The following is a 25950-nucleotide window of genomic DNA, read 5'->3' on the forward strand; positions in this document are numbered from 1 at the left end:
GTGGAGACGACGGGGCAGCTGTCGTTCCTGCGGCTGCATGGCTGCGAGGGGTTCCAGGGGTTTCTTTTCGGGCGGCCCGGACCGGTGGGAGATATCGATGCCTTGCTGTATCCCGCACGGTAGGCCCCGCCCGGGGCACGGTCCAGGCACGGCCGGGGGTGGGGCGTGACGCGGGTTGGCGCAGGCGTGGGAGTGTTCCTGGACAAGGTGCTGGACCGCAATGCCCCGGGCGCGCGGGGCTTCGTGCTGGTGGTGGTGGCGGCGCTGGCGGGTGCGTGGCTGGTGGTGCTGGCCGCGATGCACTGGCAGGGCGCGGAACGCGCCGCCGAGCGCGCGAAGCTGCTGCAGCAGACCGTCGACGTGCTGCAAAACCGCATCACCGGCGGTGGCATGCTGGGGGCGGTGTCGCTGCTGGGCCTGAGCGAGCCGCTGCTCAAGGCGATGGCGCGGGGCGAGTTGCCGCCGGACGATCCCGAGGCCCTGGCGCGCCTGGGGGTGGCGCGTGGCCGGTTCCTGGTGAGCGGGGTCTACGTGATGTCCGGCGACGGCACCGTGGTGGCGCACGAGACGCCGGGCACCCGTTCCACCGGCCTGAACCTTGCGTTCCGGCCCTATTTCCAGCAGGCCATCAAGGGCGCCATCAGCGTGTATGCCGCGATCGGCAGCAATTCGCAGGAGCGGGGCCTGTACTACGCCGCGCCGCTGTACGAGAGCGACACGCCGTCGAGCATCATCATCGGCGTGGTGATGTTCAAGGTGGGCTTCGAGTCGTTCGACGAAGTGCTGCGGCGCACCGAAATGCCGACCGTGCTGCTGTCTCCTCACGGTGTCGTGTTTGCGTCCACACGGCCCGAATGGCTGTTCGCCGTGGCGCCGCCGCTCACCCAGGCGCGCATTGACGCGATCCGCGCCTCGCGCCAGTTCGGCAATCATTTCGACAAGGGCCTGGCGTCCGCCCTGCCTTTTGCGCCGGATGCGGGCGAGGTCGTCCTCGACGGAATGACCTATGCGGTGGAGCGCCGCCGCGTTGACTGGGGCGACCCGGGCGGCCAGTGGCAGCTGGCGATGCTGGACGATGTGAGCGCGCTCATGCCCGCCACCGAGCGCCTGCAGGTGGGGGGCGGGGCGTTCGTGCTGCTGTGCCTGCTGGGCCTGCTGCTGCTGGATCTGCTGCGCAGCCGCGCGCGGATGGCCGCCGCGCTCGAGCGTTTCAGCGTGCTGGGGGCCGCGCTCGAAAGCAGCCCCGCCTCGGTGGTGATCACGGACGGGGATGGCCGCATCGACTGGGTCAACCCGCAGTACGAGCGCAACACCGGGTACACGCTGGAAGAGGTCCGGGGCAAGAAGCCATCGATGGTCGCCAGCGGCCAGACCCCCGCACGCACCTACCAGGACATGTGGTCCACGTTGCTGTCGGGCCGTTCCTGGCGGGGCCAGTTCGTGAATCGCCGCAAGGACGGAACCATCTACCACGACGAGGCCACGCTGTCTCCGGTGTTCGATGAACGCGGCAAGCGCATCGCCATCGTCGGCCTGCACGCCGATGTGTCCGAGCGCATCCAGGCCCAGCAGGAGCTGGAGCGGCGCGAGCGCCTGCTCAATGAGCTGCTGGAGCAGCAGACCGCGATCTTCGACAACGCGCCTCCCATCGTCTTGCTGTGCGATGGGCAGGTCCGCCAGTTCAACCCGGCGTTCATGGAGCTGATGGGGGGCACCGCGTCCCAGTTGCTGGGGCAGGGCGTGTCGGCGCTGTTCGGCGGCGCGGCCGGTTCGGACCGGTTCAACGCGCGCGTGGGGGGGGACCTGGCGGCTGGCGAGGCCGTGCGCGAGACCACGTCCCTGTGCCGCCTGGACGGCAGCCGGTTCGAGGCACGGCTGGCGGGCCGAAGCCTGCAGATGGACGGCTGCAGGACCGCATCCATCTGGGTGATCGAGGACGTCAGCGAACAGCGGCGCGCCGAGATCGCGATGCAGCAGGCCAAGGAGCGGCTGGAACTGGCGCAGGAGGCCGGCAAGATCGGTGTGTTCGACATCGACCTGGCCACCGGCCAGGTGTTGTGGAGCGAAAAGCTCCTGGCCATGTTCGGGCTGCCGCCCGGCACCGGGGAGCGTACGCAGCAGGACTGGATGGAGCGCCTGCACCCCGAGGACCGCGACCGGGCCGCCGCCGCGTTTGCCGGTGCGCTGGCGGGGGGCGAGATGCATCTGCGTGATTCGTGGCGCATCGTGCGGCCGCAAGGCGAGGAGCGCTGGTTCCTGTCGGCCGCCCGCATCTTTCGCGACGGCAGGGGCAAGGCGGTGCGCGTGGTGGGCGTCAACGTGGACGTCCACGACCAGAAGCTGCTCGAGGCCCGCGTGGCCGAGCAGCTGGACTTTCAGCAGGCGCTGATCGACGCCATTCCCGTGCCCCTGTTCTACAAGGGAGCGGATGGCCGCTACATCGGCTTCAACCGCGCCTACGAGCAGGCCTTTGGCGTGCAGCGCGAGGCGCTGATCGGCAAGACGGTGCTGGACCTGGCCTTCCTGCCCGAGGCCGAGCGGGAGCGCTTCGACGCGGATGCCGAGGAAGCCCTGAACGGGGTCCAGTCGGTGCACAAGGAGGTGGACCTGCCGTATGCCGACGGAATGGTCCACCACACCCTGTTCTGGCTGCACGGGTTCTCGCGGCCCGACGGCTCGCCCGGGGGCGCCATCGGCACGTTTGTGGACATCACCGACCGGCAGCGCGCCGAGCAGGACCTGCGCCGCGCCAAGGAGCTGGCCGAGGAGTCCACCGCGCTCAAGTCGAACTTTCTGGCCAACATGAGCCACGAGATCCGCACGCCCATGAACGCGATCATCGGCATGTCGCACCTGGCGCTCAAGTCGGGCCTTTCGACGCGCCAGCACGACTACGTGAGCAAGATCCAGCAGGCGGGCCAGCACCTGCTGGGCGTGATCAACGACATCCTCGATTTTTCCAAGATCGAGGCGGGCAAGCTCACGGTCGAGAAGCAGCCCTTCGTGCTCGACCGCATGCTGGAGAGCGTGTCCGACGTGGTGGGCTACAAGGCCGGTGCCAAGGGGCTGGAGCTGGTCTGCGACGTGGGGGCCGACGTGCCCCCGAACCTGGTGGGGGACTCGCTGCGGTTGGGGCAGATCCTCATCAACTTCGCCAACAACGCCATCAAGTTCACCGACACCGGCGAGATCAGCATTGCCGCGCGGCTGGTGGAGGAGGCGGGCAACCGCGTGCTGCTGCGCTTCGAGGTGCGCGACACGGGCATCGGGCTCACCGTGGACCAGATGGGGCGGCTGTTCCAGAGCTTCCAGCAGGCGGACACGTCCACCACGCGCCGCTACGGCGGCACGGGGCTGGGGCTGGCCATCTGCAAGAGCCTGGCGGAACTGATGGGCGGCGAGGTCGGCGTGCAGAGCATCCATGGCCAAGGCTCCACCTTCTGGGTCGCCGTGCCGCTCGAGCGCGGGGCACCCGCGCGGATGCTGCTGCCGCCGCCGGACCTGCGGGGGCGCAGGGTGCTGGTGGTGGACGACAACCACACGGCGGCCACGGTGCTCTCCGACATGCTGCACGCCATGGGCTTCGAGGTGGAACAGGCCTATTCCGGGCTGGAAGCGCTCGACAGGCTGCGCGAATCCATGGCGCGGCACCAGCCTTTCGGCCTGCTGCTGCTCGACTGGCACATGCCGGGCATGGATGGCATCCAGCTGGCGGGCCACATCCGGGGGCTCGGGATGGCGCAGGTGCCCAAGATGCTCATGGTCACGGCCTACGGGCGAGAGGATGTGATGCGCGCCGCGCGCGCGCAGGGCATCGACACGGTGCTGATCAAGCCCGTCAACGCGTCGCTGCTGTTCGACACGCTGATGCAGCCGCTGGAACACTCCACCTACAGCCCGCGCCGCGTGGTCACCCCGGCGCCTGCGGCGGACGAGCTGCCGCTCGCGATCCGGGGCGCGTCCGTGCTGCTGGTGGAAGACAACGAACTCAACCAGATGGTGGCGGTCGAGCTGTTGCGGGAAGCCGGTTTTTCCGTCGATGTGGCCGAAAACGGCCAGATTGCGATCGAGCGCATCGAGCGCAAGCCCTATGACGTGGTGCTGATGGACATGCAGATGCCCGTCATGGACGGAGAAACCGCCACGCGGCGGCTGCGCAGCGACCCGCGGTATGCCCAGCTGCCCATCGTGGCCATGACGGCCAACGCGATGGAGGCCGACCGCCAGCGCTGCTTTGCCGCGGGCATGAACGACCATGTGGCCAAGCCCATCGAGCCCGCGGCGCTGTGGAGCGCCTTGGGCCGCTGGATCCGGCCCCGGCCAGGCCTGGGCAAGCCGCCCGCGCCGGGCCTGCCCGCCACGGCTCCGCCGGATGGCGAGGCGGCGCCCGGCCTGTCCTTGCCCACGGTGGCGGGGCTGGACACGGCCCTGGGCCTGCAGCGCGCGCTGGGCAAGCCGGCCCTGTACGCCGAGATGCTGCGCCGGTTCGTGCAGGGACAGTCACGGGTGCTTGCCGACATGGAGCAGGCCAGCGCCGGCGGCGACACGGTGCTCGCCGAGCGCCTGGCGCACACGCTGCGTTCCGTGGCGGCCAACATCGGGGCCGAGGAGGTGTCCTCCCATGCCCAGGCGCTGGAGCACGCCCTGCGCAGCGGGCAGGAGGCGGGTACCGCCGCGGCCCTTCTGGGGGCCGTGGACTCTGCGCTGCAGCCCCTCCTGGACGGCCTGCAGGCGTGGATGCAGCGGCACCGGCCGGCGGCGCCGGACAGCGTGGCTGGCGCGGGTGCGGGCCACGAGGGGCTGGACGGCGCAGGTGCCCTGCAGCACCTGCGCGGCCTGCTGGAGCAGGACGATCCTGCAGCGCCGGAGTTTTTCCAACACAATGCCCCTGTGCTGAAGCCCGTGCTGGGGAGCGCCTTCACGGTGGTCGAGATGCACACCCTGAATTTTGATTTCGAGCAGGCCCTGGGGGCCATGGCCGATGCGCCAGGCTCCGAACACCCTGCCGCCCACACCCCCTGAGCGGCACAACACGCAGGAAATTCCATGGACAACGCGCCCTTTGCCTCCCCGCAGGCCGTTCTCGTTGAAAAACCGATCGCCACGGTGCTGGTGGTGGATGACACGCCCGACAACCTCACCCTGATGGGCAGCCTGCTGCGAGAGCATTTCCTGGTGAAAGTGGCCAACCATGGGGAAAAGGCTCTGAAGATCGCGCAGTCGGGCACGCCGCCCGACCTGATCCTGCTGGACATCATGATGCCCGAGATGGACGGCTACGAGGTCTGCCGGCGCCTGAAGGCCGCGTCCGCCACGCGCGACATCCCGGTGATCTTCCTCACCGCGCGCTCCGACCCCGATGACGAACGCATGGGCCTGGCGCTGGGCGCGGTGGACTACATCACCAAACCCATCAGTCCGCCCATCCTGCTGGCACGGGTGAACACCCATCTGGCGCTCAAGGCCACCGCGGATTTCCTGCGCGACAAGAGCTCCTACCTGGAGCGCGAGGTCGCCATGCGCACGCTGGAGGTGCAGGCCATCCAGGACGTGACCATCATGGCCATGACCTCGCTGGCCGAGACGCGCGACAACGAAACCGGCAACCACATCCGCCGCACCCAGCTGTACGTGAAGACGCTGGCCGAGCGGCTGCGCCACCACCCGCGGTTCGAGCCGGTGCTCAACGACCGGATGATCGAGCTGCTCTACAAGTCGGCGCCGCTGCACGACATCGGCAAGATCGGCATCCCCGACAGCATCCTCCTGAAGCCGGGCAAGCTCACCGTGGAAGAGTTCGAGATCATGAAGACTCACACCACGCTGGGCCGCAACGCGATTGAGGAGGCCGAGCGGCGCCTGGGCATGCGGGTGGCTTTTCTGAGCGTGTCCAAGGAGATCGCCTACTGCCACCAGGAAAAGTGGGATGGCTCGGGCTACCCGCAGGGGCTGGCGGGGGATGCCATTCCGGTGTCGGCGCGCCTCATGGCCGTGGCCGACGTGTACGACGCGCTCATCAGCAAACGGGTCTACAAGCCCGCGTTCTCGCACGACCAGGCGTGCAACACCATCGTGCGGGGCAAGGGCACGCATTTCGACCCTGACATGGTGGATGCGTTCGTGGACATTGCGGAAGATTTCCGCAGCATTGCCCAGAAATACCCCGACCCGAACTGAGCACAGTCCCGATAGGGGACGGTGCTCAGGCATACATCAGAACGGCGCGTCTTCGCTCTTGGGGGCGTCGGCCTGTGGGGCGGCACCCGTGGTGTCGGACTCCACATCGGCTGCAGCCTCGGCTTCAGCGCTGACGGGTGCGTCTGCCGCAGCCGCCTGGCGCACGGCCGCCTTGTCGCCCGCGCTCGCAAACTTGCTGTACTTGCCCAGGATGGGCACCAGCTGGCCGTAGATGCGGGGGTTGCCGGCCAGGCATTCGCGTTGCTCCAGGAAGTCGGCTTCGCCCGTGAAGTTGCCCACCAGGCCGCCGGCCTCGGTCACCAGCAGCGAGCCGGCGGCCACGTCCCAGATCGACAGGCCGGTCTCGAAGAAGCCATCCGTGAAGCCCGCGGCCACGTAGGCCAGGTCCAGGGCGGCGGCGCCGGGGCGGCGCAGGCCGGCGGTGCGCTGCATCACGTCGGCCATCATGTTCAGGTAGCTCTTGAAGTTGTCGCCCGGGCGGAAGGGGAAGCCCGTGGAGATCAGGCAGTCCTTGAGCTGGGTGCGCTTGGAGACGCGGATGCGGCGCTCGTTCAGGTAGGCGCCGCGGCCCTTGGTGGCCGTGAACAGGTCGTTGCGCGAGGGGTCGTAGATGACCGCCTGCTCGACCTTGCCGCGCACGGCCAGCGCGATGCTGACGCAGTACACAGGAAAGCCGTGGATGAAGTTGGTGGTGCCGTCCAGCGGGTCGATGATCCAGACGAATTCCGAATCCTTGGCGCCGTATTCGCTGCCCGACTCTTCGGCCAGGATGCCGTGACCGGGGTAGGCCGTGAGCAGCGTCTCGATGATGATCTTCTCGGACGCATGGTCCACTTCGGTCACGAAGTCGTTGATCTGCTTTTGCGAGATCCGCACCGATTCCACGTCCAGGGCCGCGCGGTTGATGATGGCGCCGGCGGCGCGTGCGGCCTTGATGGCCACGTTGAGCATGGGGTGCAGATTGGACGACATAGATTGTGGTGGTGGGCAGGGCGCCCGCCGAAGGGGCAACCTGCGAATCAGGAGCGGTGCGATCCGTCCCGGCGATGCGGGCGGCGACAATGAGGGCGGAATTTTACCCGCAGTGCCATTTTTTGCCTAACCCGCGGGCCTTTGTCCGCACCGCTTCCACGCTTCGCCTGTCCTGTTCGTGCCCCGCACACCCTCCTTTTCCGCTGCCATGAAGACCCGTTTTGTCCTGATCAACACCAGCCACGCCGGCAATGTGGGCGCCGCCGCCCGCGCCATGAAAACCATGGGTTTTGACGACCTGGTGCTGGTGGCCCCGCGCTGGGCCAACGTGCTGCGGCGCGAGGAGACCATACAGCGCGCCAGCGGCGCCCTGGACGTGCTGGAGAACGCCCGCATCGTCGCCACGCTGGACGAGGCCCTGGACGGCATGAGCCACCTGTGCGCCACGGCCATGACCCCGCGCGACTTCGGGCCGCCCACGGCAGCACCCCGTGCGCATTTCGATTTGCTATTAAAAAATGAGCTATCAGCGCTTGACGGAAAGGCGCTGGAGGCCAAAAACACCCACAACATTGAGGAATCGGCACCCACCGCATCGGTGGCGGGCCGCCAGGCAGGCGTGGCCTTTCTGTTTGGCTCCGAGCGTTTTGGCATGACCAACGAAGACGTCTACCGCTGCCACGTGGCGCTCTCCATCCCCACCAATCCCGGCTTTGGCTCGCTCAATCTGGGCGCGGCCATTCAGGTGATTGCCTACGAATGGCGCATGGCGCTGGGCGGATTCCCGGTGCAGGACGCCACGCCCGCCCGCGCCCTGGCCGACGCCGCCCAGGTGGCGGGCATGCTGGGCCATTGGGAGCAGGCGCTCACCACCATCGGCTTCCTGGACCCCGCCGCGCCCAAGAAGCTCATGCCCCGCCTTAACCAGCTTTTCAACCGCGCGCAGCTCAGCCCCGAGGAAATCCACATCCTGCGAGGTGTCGCCAAGGCCATGATCGAGGCGAGCCAGTCAAAACGATAGACTGTGCAGCCCATAAACACATAACGAAAAGAACCGATGCTCGCCCGCCTGCGCTCCGATATCCAGTGCATCCTCGACCGCGATCCTGCCGCGCGCAGTACGTGGGAGGTGATCACCTGTTATCCGGGCCTGCACGCGATCTGGCTGCACCGGCCGGCGCACTGGTGCTGGCACCACGGCCTGAAATGGTTCGGGCGCTTCATCTCGCACTTCGCGCGCTGGTTCACCGGCATCGAGATCCACCCCGGCGCCAGGATCGGCGAGCGCGTGTTCTTCGACCACGCCATGGGCGTGGTGGTGGGCGAGACCGCCGAGATTGGCGACGGCTGCACCATCTACCAGGGCGTCACGCTGGGCGGCACCTCGCTCTACAAGGGCGCCAAGCGCCATCCCACGCTGGGCAAGGATGTGGTGGTGAGCGCGGGGGCCAAGGTGCTCGGCGGCTTCGAGGTGGGTGACGGCGCCAAGATCGGCAGCAACGCCGTGGTCATCAAGCCGGTGCCCCCGGGCGCCACGGCGGTGGGCATCCCGGCGCGCATCATCCCGTCCAAGGCGGGCGAAAGCGCCGACGTGACCGAACCCCAGCAGGCCCGCAAGTTCACGGCCTATGGCATCACGCAGGAGGACGACCCCCTCTCGCAGGCCATGCGCGGGCTGATCGACAACGCCTCGTCGCAGGAGCACCAGATCGCGCTGCTGTGGCAGGCCATCGAGAAACTGTCCGCCAACCCGCAGAACAAGGACTGCGTGCCGTGTGATGCGGCGCTCAAGGAGCAGTTCGAGGCGGGCAAGCTCAACGAGCTGGTGGGCAAGTAGCGGCTTGCCTGCGCTGCATTCAAGAATCAGAATGCTATAAAAATTATAGCTGCCAGCGCTTGTTGAATAAGCGCTGGCAGCTATTTTTTCTTTGAACCGTGAGAAATCAGGCCGGGCGAGGCGCTCGCACCGCGTTCTTGGGCCGGAACGCCTTGCAGACTTCGTCGCGCGTTTCCAGATACGGGCCGCCAATCAGGTCCACGCAGTACGGCACGGCGGCAAAGATGCCGGGCACGATCTGCTTGCCGTCGGCGTCCTTCAGGCCTTCCAGCGTCTCGGCAATCGCCTTGGGCTGGCCGGGCAGGTTGATGATGAGGCTCTGGTCGCGCACCACGGCCACCTGGCGCGACAGGATGGCGGTGGGCACGAACTTCAGGCTGATCTGGCGCATCTGCTCGCCAAAGCCCGGCATCTCCTTGTGCGCCACGGCCAGCGTGGCCTCGGGCGTCACGTCGCGCGGGGCGGGGCCGGTGCCGCCGGTGGTCAGCACCAGGCAACAGCCTGCGTTGACCAGCTCGATCAGCGCGGCGCTGATGCCGTCCTGCTCGTCGGGGATCAGGCGCGATTCAAAGGCGATGGGGTTGAGCAGGGCGCGCGCGAGCCAGTCCTGCAGCGCGGGCAGGCCCTTGTCTTCATAGACCCCGGAGCTGGCGCGGTCGCTGATGGAGACGATGCCGACCTTCACCGGGTCGTGTCGGGCCTCACTCATCGCCGTCGTCCTCGTCGATGCCGCTGGCATCGTCCGTGCCCGTGCCGCCCAGGTGCTCGCGCACCAGCTGGAACAGTTCGCGGTAGGCGCGGCCCTTGCGTGGGGCCAGGCCTTGCGACACGGCGGCCTTGTCGGCGGGGGGCGCATCCTTGCGCGCCTGGCGGATCAGCGCGCGCAGCTGCTGGGTGTCGGTGCCTGGGTGCTCGGCCATCCAGGGGGCCAGCGCCTCGTCGTCGGCGATCAGGCGGTCGCGCCAGTGTTCGGCCAGCTGCAGCTGCATCTTTTCGGTGGCCGAGCCCTTGTGCTGCTCCTGCAGCGCCTGGCGGGCCGCCTGCACCAGCTCGGGTTCGAGCTTGCGCATGATCTTGCCCACGTACTGCATCTGGCGGCGCTTGCCCTCGAAATTGGTGATGCGCTTGGCCTCGGCCAGTGCGTCCACCAGCTTGTCGGGCAGGCCCACGGCGTCGAACAGGTCGGCGCGCAGCGTCAGCAGTTCCTTGCCCAGCTCCTGCAGTTCGTCGCTTTCGCGCTTGAGGTCGGTGCGGCTGGCATCGGGCGTGCCTTTGAGTTCGGCCTTGAGCTGAATGTCCATTTCGCTGCCTTCGGCAACGAACTGGCCTCGCACAAAGTAGCCTTTTTTGGGTTTGCGTGACATGGGTGGGGGCAAAAAGAGAAGCGGCGCAGAGCGCGCCACAGCGGCAAGTATCATAGCTTCCGCTATGAATAAACCCTCCACCCGCGCCGCGCGCCTCCAAAGCGCCCCGCCCGCCGCGCAAGCCCCTGCCATTTCCCGCGCCACCCCCGACAGCGGTTTCAGCTACAGCCGCCCCTTCTTCGAGGAACTGGTCGACCGCGCCCTGGCCCATGCCAAAAAGCTCGGCGCCACCGACGCGGGCGCCGAGGCGTCCGAGGGCTGCGGCCTGTCGGTCAGCGTGCGCAAGGGCGAGCTGGAGAACGTGGAGCGCAACCGCGACAAGTCGCTGGGTGTGACGGTCTACATCGGCAACCGCCGCGGCAACGCCAGCACATCCGATTTCTCCAGCAGGGCGATCGAGCAGACCGTGCAGGCCGCGTATGACATCGCCCGCTTCACGGCCGAAGACCCCGTGGCGGGTTTGCCCGATGCCGACGACATCGCCCCCGCGGACACACACCGTGACCTGGACCTGTTCCACCCCTGGGCCCTCACGAGCGAAGAGGCCGCTGAAATCGCCAAGGCCTGCGAGGCCGCCGCGCTCAAGACCCACCGCCGCATCACCAACAGCGAAGGCGCGGGCGTGTCGGCGCAGCAAAGCCATTTCTTCAGCGCCCACACACGCGGCTTTCGCGGCGGCTATGCCAGCTCGCGCCACAGCTTCTCGGTGGCGCCCATCGCCTCGCTGCCCGGCCGCAACGCAGAGATGCAGCGCGACGCCTGGTACAGCTCCATGCGCGACGCCACCGAACTGGCCTCGCCCGAGGCCGTGGGCCGGTACGCCGCGCAGCGCGCATTGAGCCGTCTCGGGTCACGCAAGATCCCCACCACGCAATGCCCGGTGCTGTTCGAATCCACCCTGGCCGCTGGCCTGCTGGGCGGCTTCGTGCAGGCCGTGAGCGGCGGCTCGCTGTACCGCAAGAGCAGCTTCCTGCTCGACTCGCTGGGCAAGATGGTGTTTCCCAAGCACATCGACATTCTGGAAGATCCCTTCATCCTGCGCGGCAAGGGCAGCTCGCCGTTCGACGAGGAGGGCGTGCGCGTGGCGCCGCGCAAGGTGGTGCAGGGCGGGCGCGTGCAGGGCTATTTCTTGTCCAGCTACTCGGCGCGCAAGCTGGGCATGAAGACCACGGGCAACGCGGGCGGCTCGCACAACCTGGTGATGACATCGCGCCTCACCCAGGCCAGCGACAACCTGGACGCCATGCTGCAGAAGCTGGGCACGGGCCTCTTCGTGGTCGAGCTCATGGGCCAGGGCGTGAACTACGTGACGGGCGACTACTCGCGCGGTGCGAGCGGTTTCTGGGTCGAGAACGGCAAGATTGCCTACCCCGTGCACGAGATCACCATCGCGGGCAACCTCAAGGACATGCTCAAGGGCATCGAGGCCGTGGGCGCCGATGCCTACAACTATGGCGCCAAGACCGTGGGCTCCATCCTCGTGAACCGCATGAAGGTCGCAGGCAGCTGAGCGGACGGCGGACGGGCCCGTTCAGGGCAACTTCCGGCAAACAAGGGCCCTCGCCATGGCGAGGGCCTTTTTGCATTCGGCCCCTGAACACCGGGCCGCACCGGGCCGCGCGGCCGTGCGCGTCCATCGACGGGACACATGCCGGCATCATTGCATGTTGACATGATACAGACCTGTATGTAGTATTAAGAACATACAGGTCTGTATCTATTTCTTGAAAGGTCACCATGCATTCCCCTCTCCAGTCCATCGCCGTCTATGGCGCCACGGGCCACACCGGCCAGTTTGTCGTTCGCGAGGCCCGGCTGCGCGGCCTGCCCGTGGTGGCGGTGGGGCGCAGTGCCGCCCGGCTTGGCGCGTTGTTTCCCTCCGGCATCGCCTGCCGCGTGGCGGGCCTGGACGACCCCGGCGCGCTCGGGCAGGCCTTCGCGGGCTGCGCGGTGGTCATCAACTGCGCGGGTCCTTTCCTCGACACCGCGCCCCCGGTGGCGCGGGCCGCGCTGCGGGCCGGCTGCCACTACATCGACGTCACGGCGGAGCAGCCCAGCGCGCAGGCGAGCTTTGCCGACCTGGATGCGCCAGCGCGGGCCGCCAGGCGGGTGGTGATGCCGGCCGCCGGCTTCTATGGAGGGCTGGCCGATCTGCTGGCCAGCGCGCTGGCCTCGGCGGGGCGCATTGACGAGATCACGGTGGCCATGGGGCTGGACCGCTGGTGGCCCACCGCGGGCACCCGCGAGACGGGCGAGCGCAACAAGGCGCCGCGCCAAGTGGTCCAGGGCGGTGCCCTGGTGCCCCTGGTCCCGTCGTCCGATGTGCCGGACTGGACCTTCGCGCCGCCGCTCGGGACGTATCCGATGGTGGAGCTGCCGTTCAGCGAAACGATCACGCTCGCGCACCATCTGCGGGCCGACACGATCCGTTCGTTCCTGAACAGCTCGGCGCTCGCGGACATCCGCGATGCGGCGACGCCGCCGCCCACGGCGGTGGACGGCAGCGGCCGGTCGGCGCAGCGCTTCGAGCTGGCGGTGCGGCTTGTGCAGAACGGGCAGGCCCGCACGGCGGGCGTGCGCGGGCAGGACATCTATGCCGTGACGGCGCCCCTGGTGATCGAGGCGGCGCAGCGCCTGATGGCACCGTCGTTCCAGCGCAGTGGGGCACTGGCCCTGGGGCAGGCCGTGGACCCTGCGGACACGCTGCGCTCGCTGCACGGCCGGGCCCTGGAGGTCTTCGGCGACGCGCTGCCGCGCTGAGGCGAAGACAGGCCGGGCTCAATAGGCGGCCGCCGCGCCGCCGCCGGGCGGCGCCTTCGGCCCGCTGCCGCCGAAGTGGGCCCGCAGCCTGCGTGCCGCGTTGGCGAACATCAGCACATCCACGCCCACGGCCACGAAGGTGCAGCCCAGGTCGAGGTAGCGCTGCGCCAGCGTGGGGTCGGAGGTGAGGGTGCCCGCGGCCTTGCCGCTGGCGATGATGGTCCGCATGGCGCCTTCGATGGCCGCCTGCACCTCGGGGTGGCCGGGATTGCCCCGGTGGCCCATGGAGGCGGCGAGGTCGGCCGGGCCGATGAACACGCCATGCACGCCGTCCACGGCGCAGATGGCGCCGAGGTTGGCCAGCGCCGTGGTGGTCTCGGCCTGCACCAGCAGGCACACTTCGTCGTCCGCGATGTTCAGGTAGTCGGTGCGGGCGCTCCACTGCGACGCGCGGCCCACGGCGCTGCCCACGCCCCGGATGCCCAGCGGCGGGTAGCGCATGGCCGCCACGATGCCCCGTGCCTGTTCGGCGGTGTCCACCATGGGCACGAGCAGGGTCGTGGCGCCGATGTCCAGCATCTGCTTGACCAGGGCCGTGCTGCCTTCCACCACGCGCACCACCGGCTGCGACGCGTGGGCGGCCACCGACTGCAGCGCGGCCAGGGTGCTGCGCACGTCATTGGGCGCGTGCTCGCCGTCGATCAAGAGCCAGTCGTAGCCGCAGGTGGCGGCGGCTTCCGCCAGGTACGGGTCGGCCATGGCGAGCCACAGGCCGATTTGCGGATGGCGGCCGGCGAGCGCGGCCTTGAAGGGGTTGTGTGCGGGCATGGGATTCCTTGTGGGAGGGGAGCTGGGCGCCGCATGCGGCGCCGCGCGAAAGCTGCGGGTCAATCGAGCCCGCCCTGGCAGACGTACTTGGTGTGCAGGTAGTCGTCGAGGCCGTGCGTGGAGCCCTCGCGGCCGTAGCCCGACTCCTTCACGCCGCCAAACGGCGCGGCCTCCGCCGCCAGCGCCCCTTCGTTGACGCCCACGATGCCCGTCTCCAGCGCATCGGCCACGCGCCAGATGCGGCGCACGTCCTGGCTGTAGAAGTACGCGGCCAGCCCGAAGGGCGTGTCGTTGGCGGCGGCGATCACTTCCTCTTCGGTGTCGAACACGGTCAGCGGCGCCACGGGGCCGAAGGTCTCTTCGCAGGCGCAGGCCATGGTGGCGTCGGCGCCGGTGAGCACGGTGGGCGCGTAGTAGGTGGCGCCCAGCTCGGCCAGGCGCCTGCCGCCCGTGAGCACCCTCGCCCCCTTGGCCACCGCGTCATTCACGTGGCGCTCGATCTTCTGCACGGCGCGGCCGTTGATCATGGGGCCGATCTGCGAGGCCGGGTCGCTGGCCGGGCCGACCTGCAGCGCCGCCACGCGCGCCGCGAGCTGGTGGGCGAACGCCTCGAACACGCGGCGCTGCACGAACACGCGGTTGGGGCACACGCAGGTCTGGCCGCCGTTCCTGAACTTGGCGGCCATGAAGCCGTCCACGGCGGCGCCGACGTCGGCGTCCTCGAACACGATGAAGGGCGCGTTGCCGCCGAGTTCGAGCGAGAGTTTCTTGAGCGTCTCCGCGCTGCGCCGCGCCAGGTGCTTGCCCACGGGGGTGGAGCCCGTGAAGGTGATCTTGCGCACGCGGCTGTCGTCGAGCCACACGTCCACCACCTCGGGCGTCTTCTCGCGCGAGGCGGTGACGATGTTGAGCACCCCCGGCGGCACGCCGGCCTCGTGCGCGAGCAGCACCAGGGCCAGGGAGGTCAGCGGCGTGTCCTCGGCGGGCTTGCAGACCACGGTGCAGCCGGCGGCCAGGGCCGGGGCGATCTTGCGCGCGATCATCGCGGCCGGGAAGTTCCACGGCGTGATGGCGGCCACCACGCCCACGGGCTCGCGCAGGGCGAACATGCGCCGGCCCGGCACCGGCGCGGGGATGACCTCGCCGTTCATGCGCGTGGCCTCTTCGGCGAACCATTCGATGTAGCTGGCGGCGTAGGCCACTTCGCCCTTGCCCTCGGCCAGGGGCTTGCCCTGCTCGCGCGAGATGAGCTTGCCCAGGTCGTCCTGGTGGGCCAGCACGAGGTCGTTCCAGTGCTTGATGATGGCGGCGCGCTGCTTGGCGGGCACCTTGCGCCAGGCGGGAAATGCGGCGTGGGCCGCGTCCAGGGCCGCCAGCGCATCGCCAGCGCCGGAGTCCGGCACGCAAGCGATGGTGTCGCCGGTGGCGGGGTCGGTCACGTCAAGCCGGGCGCCGGTGGCCACGGTCCATTCGCCACCGATGAAGTTGGCGCTGCGGATCAGCGCGGGGCGGGTGAGGGTCAGGGGCATGGTTTTCAATGAAATAGGCCGGAAGCGCTTGTACAGCAAGCGCAGGAAGCTATGTTTTTGGGAGCAAATTCTCAAGACACGATGCCCAGGTGCCAGGGCACGAACTCGTGGTCGCCCAGGCCCAGGGCCTCGCTCTTGGTGGCCTCGCCGCTCGCGTGGCGCAGGATCTGCTCGAAGATCTTCCGGCCCATCTCGGGCACGCTGCATTCGCCGTCCACGATCACGCCGCAGTTGATGTCCATGTCCTCTTCGAGGCGCTGGTACATGGGCGTGTTGCTGGCCAGCTTGATGGTGGGCGCGGGCTTGCTGCCGAACATGGAGCCGCGCCCCGTGGTGAAGCAGATGAGCTGCGCGCCGCTGGCGATCTGGCCGGTGGAGGCCACGGGGTCGTAGCCGGGCGAGTCCATGAACACGAAGCCATGCTCGGTGATGGGTTCGGCGTATTCGTACACCGCGCGCAGCGGCGTGGTGCCGCCCTTCATGGCCGAGCCCAGCGACTTCTCGAAGATGTTGGCCAGGCCGCCGGCCTGGTTGCCATGGCCCACCACGCCGTTGAACTGGGCGTTCTGGCCCGCGGTGTAGCGTTCCCACCAGGCCAGGCGGTCCAGCAGCTTCTGGCCCACGGCGGGGCTGATGGCGCGGCGCGTGAGCATGAACTCCACGCCGTGGATCTCGGGCGTTTCCGACAGGATGGCCGTGCCGCCGTGGCGCACCAGGATGTCCATGGCCGCGCCCAGCGCGGGGTTGGCGGTGATGCCCGAGAAACCGTCCGAGCCGCCGCATTCCAGTCCGATCTTGAGGTGGCTCGCGCTCACGGTGCTGCGCCGCGCCTGGTTGGCGATGGGCAGCATCTCCTCGATGGCGGCGATGCCCGCCGCGATGGTGGCGCGCGTTCCGCCCACGTCCTGCATCACCAGCGTGCGCATGAGCTTGCCTTCCTGCAGCCCTTGCGACTCCACCAGGGAGGCGACCTGGTTGCGCTCGCAGCCCAGGCCCACGATGAGCACGCCCGCCAGGTTGGGGTGGCGCGCATAGCCCGCCAGCGTGCGGCGCAGCACGTCGAAGTGCTCGCTGGGCGAGGACATGCCGCAGCCGCTGGTCTGCGCGAAGGCGGCCACGCCGTCCACGTGTGGAAAGTCGGCCAGGCGCTCGGGCGTGAAGTGCGCGGCGATGTTCTTGATCACGGTGGCCGAGCAGTTCACCGACGACAGGATGCCGATGAAGTTGCGCGTTCCCACGCCGCCGTCCGCGCGCACGAAGCCCTGGAAGGTGGCGCGCTCGCCCTCGGGCACGTACGCCACGGGCCGCACGTCGGCGCCAAACGCCGGGTCGCGGTAGTGGTCCACCAGCCGCAGGTTGTGGCTGTGCACGTAGTCGCCGGGCTCCAGGTCGCGCGTGGCGACGCCGATCACGGTGTCGTACTTCTTGACCTGCTCGCCCTCGGCGATGCGGCGCGCGGCGATCTTGTGGCCCGCGGGCACCTGGGCGCGCGTGCGCACGCCCAGTTCGGGAATTTCCTGCCCCAGCGCCAGCGCCGTCTTGGCGACGAGCACGTTGTCGTGGGGGTGCAGGTGCAGCAGCGGGCTGGCGAGCAGGCCGGGGGCCGTGGGGGCGTTCATCGTGGGCCTTGTGGTGGGGGGTGATTCTGGTGGCTGCGGGGCTCAACTGCGCATCAGCTCTCGCAGCTTGAGTTTTTCGATGAGCACGGTCTCCTTGGCGTAGACCGTGTTCACGTACTTTTCGTAGTCAGGGCCGTCCAGGTACAGCAGTGGCGCGTCGAGCTTGTCGGCCACGGCCTTGAATTCGGGGCTGGCCACGGCCTGCTTGAAGGCTTCACGCAGCCGGGCGGCGATGGCGGGGTCCAGGCCCCGGGGCGCGCCGATGCCGTTGGGAGCGTCCACCACCACGTCATAGCCGGATTCGCGCAGCGTCGGGACCTCCTTGAAGCGGGCCGTGCGCTGCTCGCCCCAGGTGGCCAACAGGCGCAGCTTGCCGGCCTCCACATGCGGCGCCCACGAGCTGGAGTCGGCGAGCGCGTCCACGTGGCCGCCCAGCACGCCCTGCAGCGCCTCGGCGCCGCCCTTGTAGGGCACGTGGTTGAGCTGGATGCCCGCGGCGCCCGCGAACTCCTCCATGCCCACATGCGTGGCGCCGCCCACGCCGGCGTGGGCATAGGTCACCTTGCCGGGGTGGGCCTTGGCGTGCTGCACGAAGTCCTTGAGCGTCTTGAATGGCGAGCTGGCGGGCACGGCGATGCCGAAGGTCTGGCCCGAGGTGCGCGCGAGGTAGGTGAAGTCCTTGCGCGGGTCGGCCTGCAGCGTGCCCAGCTGCGAGAAGCGCGTGACCGAGATCGGGATCTGGCCGACGGTGTAGCCGTCGGGCCTGGCCGAGGCCAGCGCCTTGGCGCCGATCATGCCGGACGCGCCCACCTTGTTTTCCACCGCGATGCTCTGGCCCAGCACCCGGCCCGCCACCGCGCACAGCGCGCGCATCGACTGGTCGGCCGTGCCGCCCGCAGGCCAGGGGCAGATGAAGGTGAGGGGGCGCTCGGGCCAGGCCTGGGCGAAGAGGCTGCCGGACGGGGTGGCCGTCAGTGCGCTGGCGCTCAATGCGCCCAGCACGAACTGGCGCCTTGCGATGCGGGGGGTGTTGTGCATGCCTGTCTCCTGTTGTTTGTGGGGTCGGGAGCCGCCATTGTTCAGAACCGGTGCATAACAATCCAATGAAGATATGGACTGGCTTCATTGCCTTGAAGTAATGTGTCGAGCCCGCCAGAAAGAAGACCACGATGGCCAAGATCGACCGCGTACTGCGCTCCAACCTCAAGCTGCGCCACCTGCAGATGCTCGTGGCGCTCGACCAGTTCCGCCACCTGGGCCGCGCGGCGGAGTTCCTGTCGGTCACGCAGCCGGCGGTCTCCAAGACGCTGGCCGAGATCGAGCGCATGTTCGGCCTGCCGCTGTTCGAGCGCTCCACGCGCGGCACCGAGCCCACGGCCGCGGGCGCGAGCGTGGTGCGCTTCGCCCGTTCGGTGCTGGCGGGGTATGACCGCACGCGCGACGAAATCGCCGCCGAGGCCAGTGGTGCCGTGGGCCGCACCAGCGTGGGGGCCATGGTGGCGGCCACGCCGGTGCTGCTGGCGCAGGCGGTGGAGCTGCTCAAGGCGCGGTCCCGCCGCACCACGGTGCTGATCGACGAAGGGGACCTCACGCGCCTGCTGCCCAAGCTGCGCCTGGGCGAGCTGGACCTGTTCGTGGGCCGCCTGGAGCCCGGCTATGCCTCGCCCGACCTGGAGACCGAGGCCCTGTATGGCGACCCCATGGTGGCCGTGGCGCACCCCACGCACCCCCTGGCCCGCAAGCGCAAGGTCGGGTGGGCCGAGGTGGCCGCGCAGCCGTGCGTGCTGCCCCCGCCCTGGGCGTCGCTGCGGGTGAAGCTGGAACAGCAGTTCTTCGCGCACGGCCTGCACCCGCCGCAGGACATCATCGAATCGGCGTCCTTCCTGTCGCAGATCAGCTTCGTCCAGCAGCGCGGCGCCGTGGCCTTCATGGCGCGCACGGTGGGCCGGCATTACGCCGCGCAGGGGCTGGTGGCCGTGCTTGCGCTGCCCGTGCCGGTGGACCTGCCTCCCGTGGGGCTGATCACGCTGCGCGGGCAAAGGCCCACACCCACCACGGGATTGCTGGTGGAATGCTTGCGGGAGGTGGCTGCGGGCATCCAGGGAAAGGGAACGCGGCGGCCGCGGTGAAGGCGATATGCTGTCCTCATGCCGCCCGTGACTCCGGATCTCATTCCCCCGCGCGAAGACCCCGCCGGCCTGCCGTCCACGCCGGACGGGACCGGCGCGCAGCAGGACCCGGCCCTGCTGCGCCGCCTGCTGCGGGCGAAGGACCACATGGACGCCGCCTCGCACGAAGCGTGGCCGGTGAAGCGGCTGGCCCGGGTCAGCGGCGTCTCCGACGCCCATTTCGCGCGCTCGTTCCGGCAGGCCTTCGGCATTCCGCCGCACCGCTATTTGCTCACCCGGCGCATCGAGCAGGCGACCACGCTGCTGCGGGACACGGACCTTCCCATCACCGAGATCGCCTATGCCACCGGCTGGGAAAGCCTGGGCACTTTCGGCCGCACGTTCCGGGACGTCACCGGAAAAAGCCCGAGCACCCTGCGCATCGACGCCCGGCACGAGGCGCAGCAGCTGGGCAGCGTGCCCGCCTGTTTTCTGAAGGCCGCGCAGCGCCCGGACCTTGCCACCGCAGTTTCGGAGAAGCGCCGCCGCCTGGCGGAGGGTACAAACCGGCCCTCAACCAAGGAGATGTGATGAGCCAAGGTATCGGTGTGGTGGGTGTGTATGTCAACGACCAGGACGAAGCCCTGGCGTTCTATGTCGACAAGCTCGGATTCCGCGTCCACACGGACGTGCGCAATGGTGCCTACCGGTGGCTGACGGTGCAGCACCCCGAGCAGCCGGCGTTTCAGCTCGGCCTGTTCACGCCGGGGCCGCCGATGCACGACGAGGCCACGGCCCAGGCGCTGCGCGCCATGGTGGCCAAGGGGGCGATGCCGCCGCTGGTCCTGCATGTGCGCGACTGCCGCGCCGCATGCGCGCACATGCGCGCCCAGGGCGTGGAGTTCACCCAGGAGCCGGTGGACCGGTTCGGCCAGGTGGATGCGGGGTTCCGCGACCCGGCGGGCAACGGCTGGAAGATGATCCAGGCCGCGGGAGGCCCGCAATGAGCCGGGGCCAGGGCGTGCGGCGGTTTCACCGCTGGGCGTCGATGGCCTTCACGCTGGCCGTCGTCGCGAATTTCGCGGCGATGGCCCTGCGGGAGGGCAGCCCGCCGCCCTGGGTGACCTATGCGCCGCTGCCCCCTCTGGGCCTGCTGCTGCTGACAGGGCTGTACCTGCTGGCGCAGCCCGGCCTCCAGCGGTTCGGGGCGTGGTGGTCTTCTTCTGCAGGGGCGCGGCCGGCTCCGCCGCCCGTGTGAACCCACGCCGGCACTGCGCGCGGCCCGGCGCAAATGCCGTGCGCGGGCACGCGCCCCGGGGGCGCGGGGCGAGGGCCTACCCCTTGGAAACCAGCGCCGCGATGGCCGCGCCCACCTGCGTGGTGTCGGCCGAGCCGCCCAGGTCCGGCGTGCGCGGCCCGCTGCGCAGGACCTCCTCGATGGCCGCCACGATCGCATCGTGCGCCTGCCGCCCCGCGCCCTGGCCCTGGGTGAGGAAGTCCAGCATCAGCGCGCCCGACCAGATCATCGCGATGGGGTTGGCGATGTTCTTGCCGTAGATGTCCGGCGCCGAGCCGTGCACGGGCTCGAACAGGCTGGGGAACGTGCGCTCGGGGTTCAGGTTGGCCGAGGGCGCCAGGCCGATGGTGCCCGTGGTGGCGGGGCCCAGGTCGGAGAGGATGTCGCCGAACAGGTTGGTGGCGGCCACCACGTCGAAGCGCCCGGGCTGCAGCACGAAGCGCGCGGTGAGGATGTCGATGTGCTGCTTGTCCAGCGTGATCTCGGGGTAGTCCTTGGCGACTTCCTCGGCGCGCTGGTCCCACCAGGGCATGCTGATGGCGATGCCGTTGCTCTTGGTGGCCAGGGTCACGTGCTTGCGCGGGCGGCTCTGGGCCAGGTCGAACGCGAACTTCAGCAGGCGGTTGGCGCCATGGCGCGAGTAGACCGATTCCTGGATCACGATCTCGCGGTCGGTGCCTTCGTACATGATGCCGCCGAGCGAGGTGTACTCGCCCTCGGTGTTCTCGCGCACCACGTAGTAGTCGATGTCGCCGGGCTTCCTGCCCGCCAGCGGGCAGGGCACGCCCTCGAACAGGCGCACGGGGCGCAGGTTGATGTACTGGTCGAATTCGCGGCGGAACTTGAGCAGCGACCCCCACAGCGAGACGTGGTCGGGCACGGTGGCGGGCCAGCCCACGGCGCCGAAGAAGATGGCGTCCATGCCCGAGAGCTGGGCTTTCCAGTCGTCGGGCATCATTTTTCCGTGGGCGGCGTAGTAGTCGCAGCTGGCCCAGTCGATGGTGGTGGTCTCCAGCGGGATGCCGAAGCGCTGGGCGGCGGCCTGCACCGCGCGCAGGCCTTCGGGCATGACTTCCTTGCCAATGCCGTCGCCGGGGATGACGGCGATCTTGTAGGGGGTGTTGGTGCTCATTCGGGGTCCTTGGTGCCTGGGGAAGAGAAAGAAGGGAAAAGAAAGGCAGGGGGAATCAGCACGGATTGTTTGGCAGTGCGGCAAAAAATACAATCCGGCAACTGTGCTCATATTCTTCACACATCGTGCATAAAAATCCGGCCACCGACGACCTGCGCGTGTTCACCGTGGTGGTGCGCAAATCGAGTTTTGGCGACGCGGCGGCGGAGCTGGGCACCTCGCCCGCGTACGTGAGCAAGCGCATCCGCCTGCTGGAGCAGGAGCTGGCCGTGAAGCTCCTGCACCGCACCACGCGGCGCGTGGCCGTGACGGAGGAGGGCGAGCGTGTCTTCCACTGGGCGCAGCGCATCCTGGACGACATGGATCAGTTGCTGCAGGAGGTGGCCATCACCCGGCGCGAGCCGCGTGGTCAGCTGCGGGTGAGCAGCAGCTTTGGCTTTGGCCGCCAGATCGTGGCGCCCGCGCTGTCGCGGCTGGTGGAGCAGCACCCCGGCCTGCAGGTGCGGCTGGAAGTGTTCGACCGGCTGGTGGACGTGGCCGGCGAAGGGTTCGACCTGGACGTGCGCGTGGGCGACGAGATCGCTCCGCACCTGATCGCCCGCCGTCTGGCGGACAACCACCGCGTGCTGTGCGCGGCGCCCGCCTACCTGGCGAGCCACGGCACGCCGCGCGCGCTGGCGGAGCTGTCCAGCCACGACTGCCTGGTGATCAAGGAGCGCGACCACCCGTTCGGCGTGTGGCGGCTGCGCAGCGGCGCGGTGGACGAGACGGTGAAGGTGCGCGGCCCGCTGTCGGCCAACAACGGCGAGATGGCGGTGCAGTGGGCGGTGGACGGGCGCGGCATCGTGCTGCGTTCGCTGTGGGACGTGGGGGCGCACCTGCGTGCGGGAAGGCTGGTGCAGGTGCTGCCCGACTGGCGGCAGGAGGCCAACGTGTGGGCCGTGTACCCCACGCGGCTGGACCGCTCGGCCAAGGTGCGGGTGTGCGTGGAGTTCCTGGAGGTGTACTTCCGCCAGGAAGCGGGGCGCCTGCAGGGCATGCCCGGGACTGCCTGAGGCCGGCCGGGGATGCCATGGGCCGGCGCGGCGCGGGCGCCGCTGCCAGTGCCGCCCCAGGGCGGCCCGCGCCCGCCGTTCAGCGGGTCCCGAGCAGCGCGGGCAGCTGCGCGGCCAGCGCGTCGATGACGACGCGCGTGCGCCGTGGCAGGGCGCGCGCCTGGGGCCAGACGGCGTGCAGCTCGTAGCCGAAAGGGCGCGCCTCGTCGAACACCTTCACCAGCGTGCCGGCGGCCACCGGCTCGGCCGCCAGCCACTCGGGCAGCCGCGCGATGCCCAGCCCCGCCGCCGCCGTGGCGGCCACCACTTCCAGGCTGTCGCAGCGCACGCGCGCGGGCACCGCGAACGTGCGCGGCTCGCCCGTGGCGTCATCGCGGTAGTGCCAGGGCTTGAGCCCGTCGTCGCGTCCGTAGCTGGCGAAGGCGTGGCGGGGCGCCTCGGCCTGCAGCGCCGCCCAGCTTGCCGGCCGGCCGTGCCGCGCCAGGTAGTCCGGCGCGGCATACAGGCCCATCCATTGGTGCCCGAGCGGGCGGGCCGCGAGCGTGCTGCTGTCGTCCAGCACCCCGCTGCGGATGGCCAGATCGATCCGCTCTTCCACCAGGTCCACCCGCCGGTCGCTGAAGTGCAGGTCCAGCCGCAGGCCGGTGTGCTCGCGCGCCAGGCCCAGCAGCACGGGCGCGACGCAGGCGCGGCCGAACAGCGCCGGCATGCTCATGCGCAGGGTGCCCACGGGCTCGTGGCGGCCGGCCTCCACGGCGGCATCGGCCGCGTCGAGTTCGGCCAGCGCGCGGCGGCAGCGTTCGTAGTAAGCCTGTCCGTCGTCGGTCAGGCTCTGGCTGCGTGTGGTGCGGTGGAACAGCCGCACCCCGAGCCGCTGTTCCAGCCGCGCGATGCCCTTGCCCACCGCCGAGCGGGTGCGGTGCAGCCGCGCCGCCGCCAGCGCGAAGCTGCCGGCCTCCACGGCCGCCACGAAGGCCTCGATTCCCTGCAAACGTTCGTTCATTGGAGAATTTTGCTATCCAGCCATGGGAAAAACAAGAACCATTGGCATCCGTGAAGCGCCAATAGCATTGAAATCCCTTTCTTTCCCTGGAACTCGACGATGCACGACACACCCGCCACCCTCCAGCGTTGGCAACTGCCCCGCTTCGGCCTCGCCCACCTGGAGCGCACCGAGGCGCCCATGCCCTCGCCCGGGCCGAGCCAGATCCTGGTGCGCACCGAGGCCGTGGCCCTCAACTACCGCGACCTGCTGATGGCGCAGGACGGCATGGGCATGCCGCTGGAATTTCCGTTCACCCCCGCCTCGGACCTGGCCGGCACGGTGTTGGCCGTGGGCGCGGGCATCACCCGCTGGCGTCCCGGCGACCGGGTGCTGAGCACCTTCTGGGGCGGCTGGCTGGAGGGCGAGCGCCCTGCCGCTGCCGTGGCCCTGGGCGCGCCGGGGCCGGGCGTGCTGGCCTCGCACGTGCTGCTGGAGGCGGACTGGGCGGTGGCCGCGCCGGTCACGCTGGGCGCCGCCGCCGCGAGCACCCTGCCCATCGCCGGGCTCACGGCCTGGTTCGCGCTGGTGGAGACCGGCCACGTGCGCGCCGGGCAGGCCGTGCTCATCCATGGCACCGGCGGCGTGGCGCTGTTCGGCGTGCAGATCGCCCGCCAGCACGGGGCCGTGCCCATCGTGGTCTCGGGCGATGCGGGCAAGCGCGAACAGGTGCTCGCCCTGGGCGCCGCCCATGCGCTGGCGCGCGAGGCCGACTGGCCCGCGCAGGTGCGGGCGCTGACCGGGGGGCAGGGCGCCGACCATGTGCTGGAGACGGTGGGCGGCCCCAACCTGGGCCGGTCGATGCAGGCGCTGCGCCACGGCGGGCGCGTGTCGGTCATCGGCACCCTGGCCGGCGACACGGTGAGTGCGTCGGTCTACAGCTTCCTGCTGGGGCGGGCCACCGTGCAGGGCATCGGTGTGGGCCACCGCCGCGCGCTGGAGGACCTGGTGCGCGCGGTGGATGCCACCGGGCTGCAGCCGGTGATCGCGGGCGAGTATGGCGCCGACGAAGCGCCGGCTGCTTTCGCGCACCTGCAGCGCGGCGCGTTCGGCAAGGTGGTGGTGCGCTTCTGAGCGGGTGCGCCAAGGAGCGCGTGGATGCGATATTTCAAGTAAAAATAGCCACCGGCGCTTGTCGATCAAGCGCTGGCAGCTATTGAATTGATAGTAAATCGCCGGGTGGCGAGGCGGGCGGTCAGCCGGCGAGCGCGGCCTTGACGGCGGCGGACACCTGGCCCATGTCGGCCTTGCCGGCCAGGCGGGTCTTGACCACGCCCATGACCTTGCCCATGTCGCCCGGGCCCGCGGCGCCCAGCTCGGCCACGATGGCCTTGACGGCGGCCAGGGTCTCGTCGGCCGACATGCGCTCGGGCAGGTAGGCCTGCAGCACGGCCATCTCTGCCTTCTCCTTGTCGGCCAGGTCCTGGCGGCCCGCGCCCTCGAAGGCGGTGATCGAGTCCTTGCGCTGCTTGATGAGCTTGTCCACGATGGCGACCACGGCCGCATCGTCCAGCACGATGCGCTCGTCCACTTCCCTTTGCTTCATCGCGGCCTGCAACAGGCGGATGGTGCCCAGGCGCTCGCTGTCCTTGGCGCGCATGGCGGTCTTCATGTCTTCGGTGATCTGGTCCTTGAGGCTCATGATGGCTTCCTTTTTATGGGGTTTCAGACAGGGACGGAGGGTTTGCACAAAGCCCCTCTGGCCAGGCGCAGCGCCGCAGACAGTAGTCTTCTTGCTACGGCAAGGCGCTGCAACGACGCCAGAGGGGCTTTGTGCAAGCCCAAAAAAGCAAAAACCCGCGCTTGGCGTCCCTAGCGCGGGTTCTGGGACCCAAGCAAGAAGGCTTGGGGCCGAAGATCCATCAGTACATCTTCTTGGGCAGTTGCATGCTGCGAACGCGCTTGTAGTGGCGCTTCACGGCGGCTGCCTTCTTGCGCTTGCGCTCGGCGGTGGGCTTCTCGTAGAACTCACGGGCGCGCAGGTCGGTCAGCAGGCCGAGCTTTTCAATGGTGCGCTTGAAGCGGCGCAGGGCGACGTCAAAGGGTTCGTTTTCTTTTACGCGGATCGTAGTCATTAGCTAATGGTTTCCAAAATGTTGCCCGCAGAGGGTCTTGGGGAGATCGGGCCTCAAGACCGTGCGTGGCGGTTTCCCCGTCTGTAACTAGTATTTGGCCGACGGGGCATTGCCAGCAAAGCCGGAGATTATAG

Annotated in this window: 23 protein-coding genes; 12 read left to right on the forward strand and 11 right to left on the reverse strand. The window is 69.2% G+C overall.

Going from position 1 to position 25950, the window contains the following annotated elements:
• Positions 1-165 precede the first annotated feature (165 nt).
• Both AC1RVY_RS07140 and AC1RVY_RS07145 read left to right on the forward strand, forming a co-directional pair.
• Positions 166-5022: a PAS domain S-box protein gene (locus AC1RVY_RS07140; protein WP_492805979.1), complete on the forward strand. Its 4857-nt coding sequence runs from the start codon at positions 166-168 to the stop codon at positions 5020-5022.
• Positions 5023-5046: 24 nt separating this feature from the next.
• A complete protein-coding gene (locus AC1RVY_RS07145) occupies positions 5047-6177 on the forward strand; it encodes a response regulator (protein WP_218293835.1) in 1131 nt (376 codons plus the stop codon).
• Between the two features lie 36 nt (positions 6178-6213).
• Here AC1RVY_RS07145 and AC1RVY_RS07150 read toward each other — a convergent pair whose 3' ends face one another.
• Positions 6214-7170, reverse strand: coding sequence for an inositol monophosphatase family protein (locus tag AC1RVY_RS07150; RefSeq protein ID WP_492245522.1), 957 nt, complete (start codon positions 7168-7170; stop codon positions 6214-6216).
• Between the two features lie 208 nt (positions 7171-7378).
• Here AC1RVY_RS07150 and AC1RVY_RS07155 point away from each other — a divergent pair, with 208 nt between their 5' ends.
• Together AC1RVY_RS07155 and cysE are read left to right on the forward strand one after the other, a co-directional pair.
• Complete coding sequence (locus AC1RVY_RS07155) at positions 7379-8191, forward strand: RNA methyltransferase (RefSeq protein ID WP_492805982.1); 813 nt, start codon at positions 7379-7381, stop codon at positions 8189-8191.
• Positions 8192-8227: 36 nt separating this feature from the next.
• Entirely contained in the window at positions 8228-9007 is a 780-nt protein-coding gene (gene cysE, locus AC1RVY_RS07160; protein ID WP_369641871.1) for a serine O-acetyltransferase, read from the forward strand.
• Positions 9008-9113: 106 nt separating this feature from the next.
• On the opposite strand, the gene mog is transcribed toward cysE, so the two are convergent.
• Both mog and yjgA read right to left on the reverse strand, forming a co-directional pair.
• The gene (gene mog, locus AC1RVY_RS07165; RefSeq protein ID WP_218293839.1) at positions 9114-9716 is read right to left on the reverse strand and encodes a molybdopterin adenylyltransferase; all 603 of its coding nucleotides are present in this window, start codon (positions 9714-9716) and stop codon (positions 9114-9116) included.
• On the reverse strand, positions 9709-10371 hold the full coding sequence (gene yjgA, locus AC1RVY_RS07170) for a ribosome biogenesis factor YjgA (RefSeq protein ID WP_492805984.1): 663 nt from the start codon (positions 10369-10371) through the stop codon (positions 9709-9711). The genes mog and yjgA overlap by 8 nt, the downstream gene beginning before the upstream one ends.
• A 64-nt stretch (positions 10372-10435) precedes the next feature.
• Here yjgA and pmbA point away from each other — a divergent pair, with 64 nt between their 5' ends.
• Together pmbA and AC1RVY_RS07180 are read left to right on the forward strand one after the other, a co-directional pair.
• Positions 10436-11881: a metalloprotease PmbA gene (gene pmbA, locus AC1RVY_RS07175; RefSeq protein ID WP_492805986.1), complete on the forward strand. Its 1446-nt coding sequence runs from the start codon at positions 10436-10438 to the stop codon at positions 11879-11881.
• A gap of 227 nt (positions 11882-12108) precedes the next feature.
• The gene (locus tag AC1RVY_RS07180) at positions 12109-13131 is read left to right on the forward strand and encodes a saccharopine dehydrogenase NADP-binding domain-containing protein (protein ID WP_492805988.1); all 1023 of its coding nucleotides are present in this window, start codon (positions 12109-12111) and stop codon (positions 13129-13131) included.
• Positions 13132-13149: 18 nt separating this feature from the next.
• Here AC1RVY_RS07180 and AC1RVY_RS07185 read toward each other — a convergent pair whose 3' ends face one another.
• The 4 genes from AC1RVY_RS07185 to AC1RVY_RS07200 form a co-directional block, all read right to left on the reverse strand.
• Positions 13150-13959, reverse strand: a complete 810-nt coding sequence (locus AC1RVY_RS07185; RefSeq protein WP_492805990.1) for an aldolase/citrate lyase family protein — start codon at positions 13957-13959, stop codon at positions 13150-13152.
• Between the two features lie 59 nt (positions 13960-14018).
• Entirely contained in the window at positions 14019-15488 is a 1470-nt protein-coding gene (locus AC1RVY_RS07190; protein ID WP_492805992.1) for an NAD-dependent succinate-semialdehyde dehydrogenase, read from the reverse strand.
• A 71-nt stretch (positions 15489-15559) separates the two neighbouring features.
• Positions 15560-17107, reverse strand: a complete 1548-nt coding sequence (locus AC1RVY_RS07195; protein WP_492805993.1) for a UxaA family hydrolase — start codon at positions 17105-17107, stop codon at positions 15560-15562.
• 42 nt (positions 17108-17149) lie between these two features.
• Positions 17150-18145, reverse strand: a complete 996-nt coding sequence (locus tag AC1RVY_RS07200; protein ID WP_218341911.1) for a Bug family tripartite tricarboxylate transporter substrate binding protein — start codon at positions 18143-18145, stop codon at positions 17150-17152.
• Between the two features lie 131 nt (positions 18146-18276).
• Here AC1RVY_RS07200 and AC1RVY_RS07205 point away from each other — a divergent pair, with 131 nt between their 5' ends.
• From AC1RVY_RS07205 to AC1RVY_RS07220, 4 genes are read left to right on the forward strand one after another with little or no spacing between them, the layout of a single operon-like run.
• The gene (locus tag AC1RVY_RS07205; RefSeq protein WP_369641877.1) at positions 18277-19236 is read left to right on the forward strand and encodes a LysR substrate-binding domain-containing protein; all 960 of its coding nucleotides are present in this window, start codon (positions 18277-18279) and stop codon (positions 19234-19236) included.
• A gap of 18 nt (positions 19237-19254) precedes the next feature.
• Positions 19255-19806, forward strand: coding sequence for a helix-turn-helix transcriptional regulator (locus tag AC1RVY_RS07210; protein ID WP_218341909.1), 552 nt, complete (start codon positions 19255-19257; stop codon positions 19804-19806).
• Positions 19806-20222, forward strand: a complete 417-nt coding sequence (locus AC1RVY_RS07215; protein WP_218293848.1) for a VOC family protein — start codon at positions 19806-19808, stop codon at positions 20220-20222. The genes AC1RVY_RS07210 and AC1RVY_RS07215 overlap by 1 nt, the downstream gene beginning before the upstream one ends.
• On the forward strand, positions 20219-20473 hold the full coding sequence (locus tag AC1RVY_RS07220) for a hypothetical protein (protein WP_369641878.1): 255 nt from the start codon (positions 20219-20221) through the stop codon (positions 20471-20473). Before AC1RVY_RS07215 ends, AC1RVY_RS07220 begins: the two co-directional genes overlap by 4 nt.
• Before the next feature lie 76 nt (positions 20474-20549).
• Here AC1RVY_RS07220 and AC1RVY_RS07225 read toward each other — a convergent pair whose 3' ends face one another.
• Positions 20550-21644 (reverse strand): tartrate dehydrogenase, encoded by a 1095-nt coding sequence (locus AC1RVY_RS07225; RefSeq protein ID WP_218293850.1) that lies wholly within the window; start codon positions 21642-21644, stop codon positions 20550-20552.
• Between the two features lie 125 nt (positions 21645-21769).
• On the opposite strand from AC1RVY_RS07225, the gene AC1RVY_RS07230 reads away from it, so the two are divergent.
• Positions 21770-22699, forward strand: coding sequence for a LysR substrate-binding domain-containing protein (locus AC1RVY_RS07230; protein ID WP_492245529.1), 930 nt, complete (start codon positions 21770-21772; stop codon positions 22697-22699).
• Positions 22700-22778: 79 nt separating this feature from the next.
• Here the strand turns inward: AC1RVY_RS07230 and AC1RVY_RS07235 are convergent, their stop codons facing one another.
• Positions 22779-23702 carry a LysR substrate-binding domain-containing protein gene (locus tag AC1RVY_RS07235; RefSeq protein ID WP_492805994.1) on the reverse strand — a complete coding sequence of 308 codons (924 nt, stop codon included), beginning with the start codon at positions 23700-23702 and terminating at the stop codon, positions 22779-22781.
• A gap of 99 nt (positions 23703-23801) precedes the next feature.
• On the opposite strand from AC1RVY_RS07235, the gene AC1RVY_RS07240 reads away from it, so the two are divergent.
• Positions 23802-24815 (forward strand): zinc-dependent alcohol dehydrogenase family protein, encoded by a 1014-nt coding sequence (locus AC1RVY_RS07240; RefSeq protein ID WP_492805996.1) that lies wholly within the window; start codon positions 23802-23804, stop codon positions 24813-24815.
• 121 nt (positions 24816-24936) lie between these two features.
• Here the strand turns inward: AC1RVY_RS07240 and AC1RVY_RS07245 are convergent, their stop codons facing one another.
• Entirely contained in the window at positions 24937-25383 is a 447-nt protein-coding gene (locus AC1RVY_RS07245; protein WP_218293854.1) for a GatB/YqeY domain-containing protein, read from the reverse strand.
• Between the two features lie 220 nt (positions 25384-25603).
• Entirely contained in the window at positions 25604-25816 is a 213-nt protein-coding gene (gene rpsU / locus AC1RVY_RS07250) for a 30S ribosomal protein S21 (protein WP_005799779.1), read from the reverse strand.
• Positions 25817-25950 lie beyond the last annotated feature (134 nt).

The sequence above is a fragment of the Acidovorax sp. GW821-FHT11A03 genome, from assembly GCF_058809075.1.

Excerpts from the sequence above, each read along its gene's own strand:
- AC1RVY_RS07145 (WP_218293835.1), top strand. The coding sequence starts at position 5,047 with ATGGACAACGCGCCCTTTGCCTCCCCGCAGGCCGTTCTCGTTGAAAAA.
- AC1RVY_RS07150 (WP_492245522.1), bottom strand. The coding sequence starts at position 7,170 with ATGTCGTCCAATCTGCACCCCATGCTCAACGTGGCCATCAAGGCCGCA.
- AC1RVY_RS07155 (WP_492805982.1), top strand. The coding sequence starts at position 7,379 with ATGAAGACCCGTTTTGTCCTGATCAACACCAGCCACGCCGGCAATGTG.
- cysE (WP_369641871.1), top strand. The coding sequence starts at position 8,228 with ATGCTCGCCCGCCTGCGCTCCGATATCCAGTGCATCCTCGACCGCGAT.
- mog (WP_218293839.1), bottom strand. The coding sequence starts at position 9,716 with ATGAGTGAGGCCCGACACGACCCGGTGAAGGTCGGCATCGTCTCCATC.
- yjgA (WP_492805984.1), bottom strand. The coding sequence starts at position 10,371 with ATGTCACGCAAACCCAAAAAAGGCTACTTTGTGCGAGGCCAGTTCGTT.
- pmbA (WP_492805986.1), top strand. The coding sequence starts at position 10,436 with ATGAATAAACCCTCCACCCGCGCCGCGCGCCTCCAAAGCGCCCCGCCC.
- AC1RVY_RS07180 (WP_492805988.1), top strand. The coding sequence starts at position 12,109 with ATGCATTCCCCTCTCCAGTCCATCGCCGTCTATGGCGCCACGGGCCAC.
- AC1RVY_RS07185 (WP_492805990.1), bottom strand. The coding sequence starts at position 13,959 with ATGCCCGCACACAACCCCTTCAAGGCCGCGCTCGCCGGCCGCCATCCG.
- AC1RVY_RS07190 (WP_492805992.1), bottom strand. The coding sequence starts at position 15,488 with ATGCCCCTGACCCTCACCCGCCCCGCGCTGATCCGCAGCGCCAACTTC.
- AC1RVY_RS07195 (WP_492805993.1), bottom strand. The coding sequence starts at position 17,107 with ATGAACGCCCCCACGGCCCCCGGCCTGCTCGCCAGCCCGCTGCTGCAC.
- AC1RVY_RS07200 (WP_218341911.1), bottom strand. The coding sequence starts at position 18,145 with ATGCACAACACCCCCCGCATCGCAAGGCGCCAGTTCGTGCTGGGCGCA.
- AC1RVY_RS07205 (WP_369641877.1), top strand. The coding sequence starts at position 18,277 with ATGGCCAAGATCGACCGCGTACTGCGCTCCAACCTCAAGCTGCGCCAC.
- AC1RVY_RS07210 (WP_218341909.1), top strand. The coding sequence starts at position 19,255 with ATGCCGCCCGTGACTCCGGATCTCATTCCCCCGCGCGAAGACCCCGCC.
- AC1RVY_RS07215 (WP_218293848.1), top strand. The coding sequence starts at position 19,806 with ATGAGCCAAGGTATCGGTGTGGTGGGTGTGTATGTCAACGACCAGGAC.
- AC1RVY_RS07220 (WP_369641878.1), top strand. The coding sequence starts at position 20,219 with ATGAGCCGGGGCCAGGGCGTGCGGCGGTTTCACCGCTGGGCGTCGATG.
- AC1RVY_RS07225 (WP_218293850.1), bottom strand. The coding sequence starts at position 21,644 with ATGAGCACCAACACCCCCTACAAGATCGCCGTCATCCCCGGCGACGGC.
- AC1RVY_RS07235 (WP_492805994.1), bottom strand. The coding sequence starts at position 23,702 with ATGAACGAACGTTTGCAGGGAATCGAGGCCTTCGTGGCGGCCGTGGAG.
- AC1RVY_RS07240 (WP_492805996.1), top strand. The coding sequence starts at position 23,802 with ATGCACGACACACCCGCCACCCTCCAGCGTTGGCAACTGCCCCGCTTC.
- AC1RVY_RS07245 (WP_218293854.1), bottom strand. The coding sequence starts at position 25,383 with ATGAGCCTCAAGGACCAGATCACCGAAGACATGAAGACCGCCATGCGC.
- rpsU (WP_005799779.1), bottom strand. The coding sequence starts at position 25,816 with ATGACTACGATCCGCGTAAAAGAAAACGAACCCTTTGACGTCGCCCTG.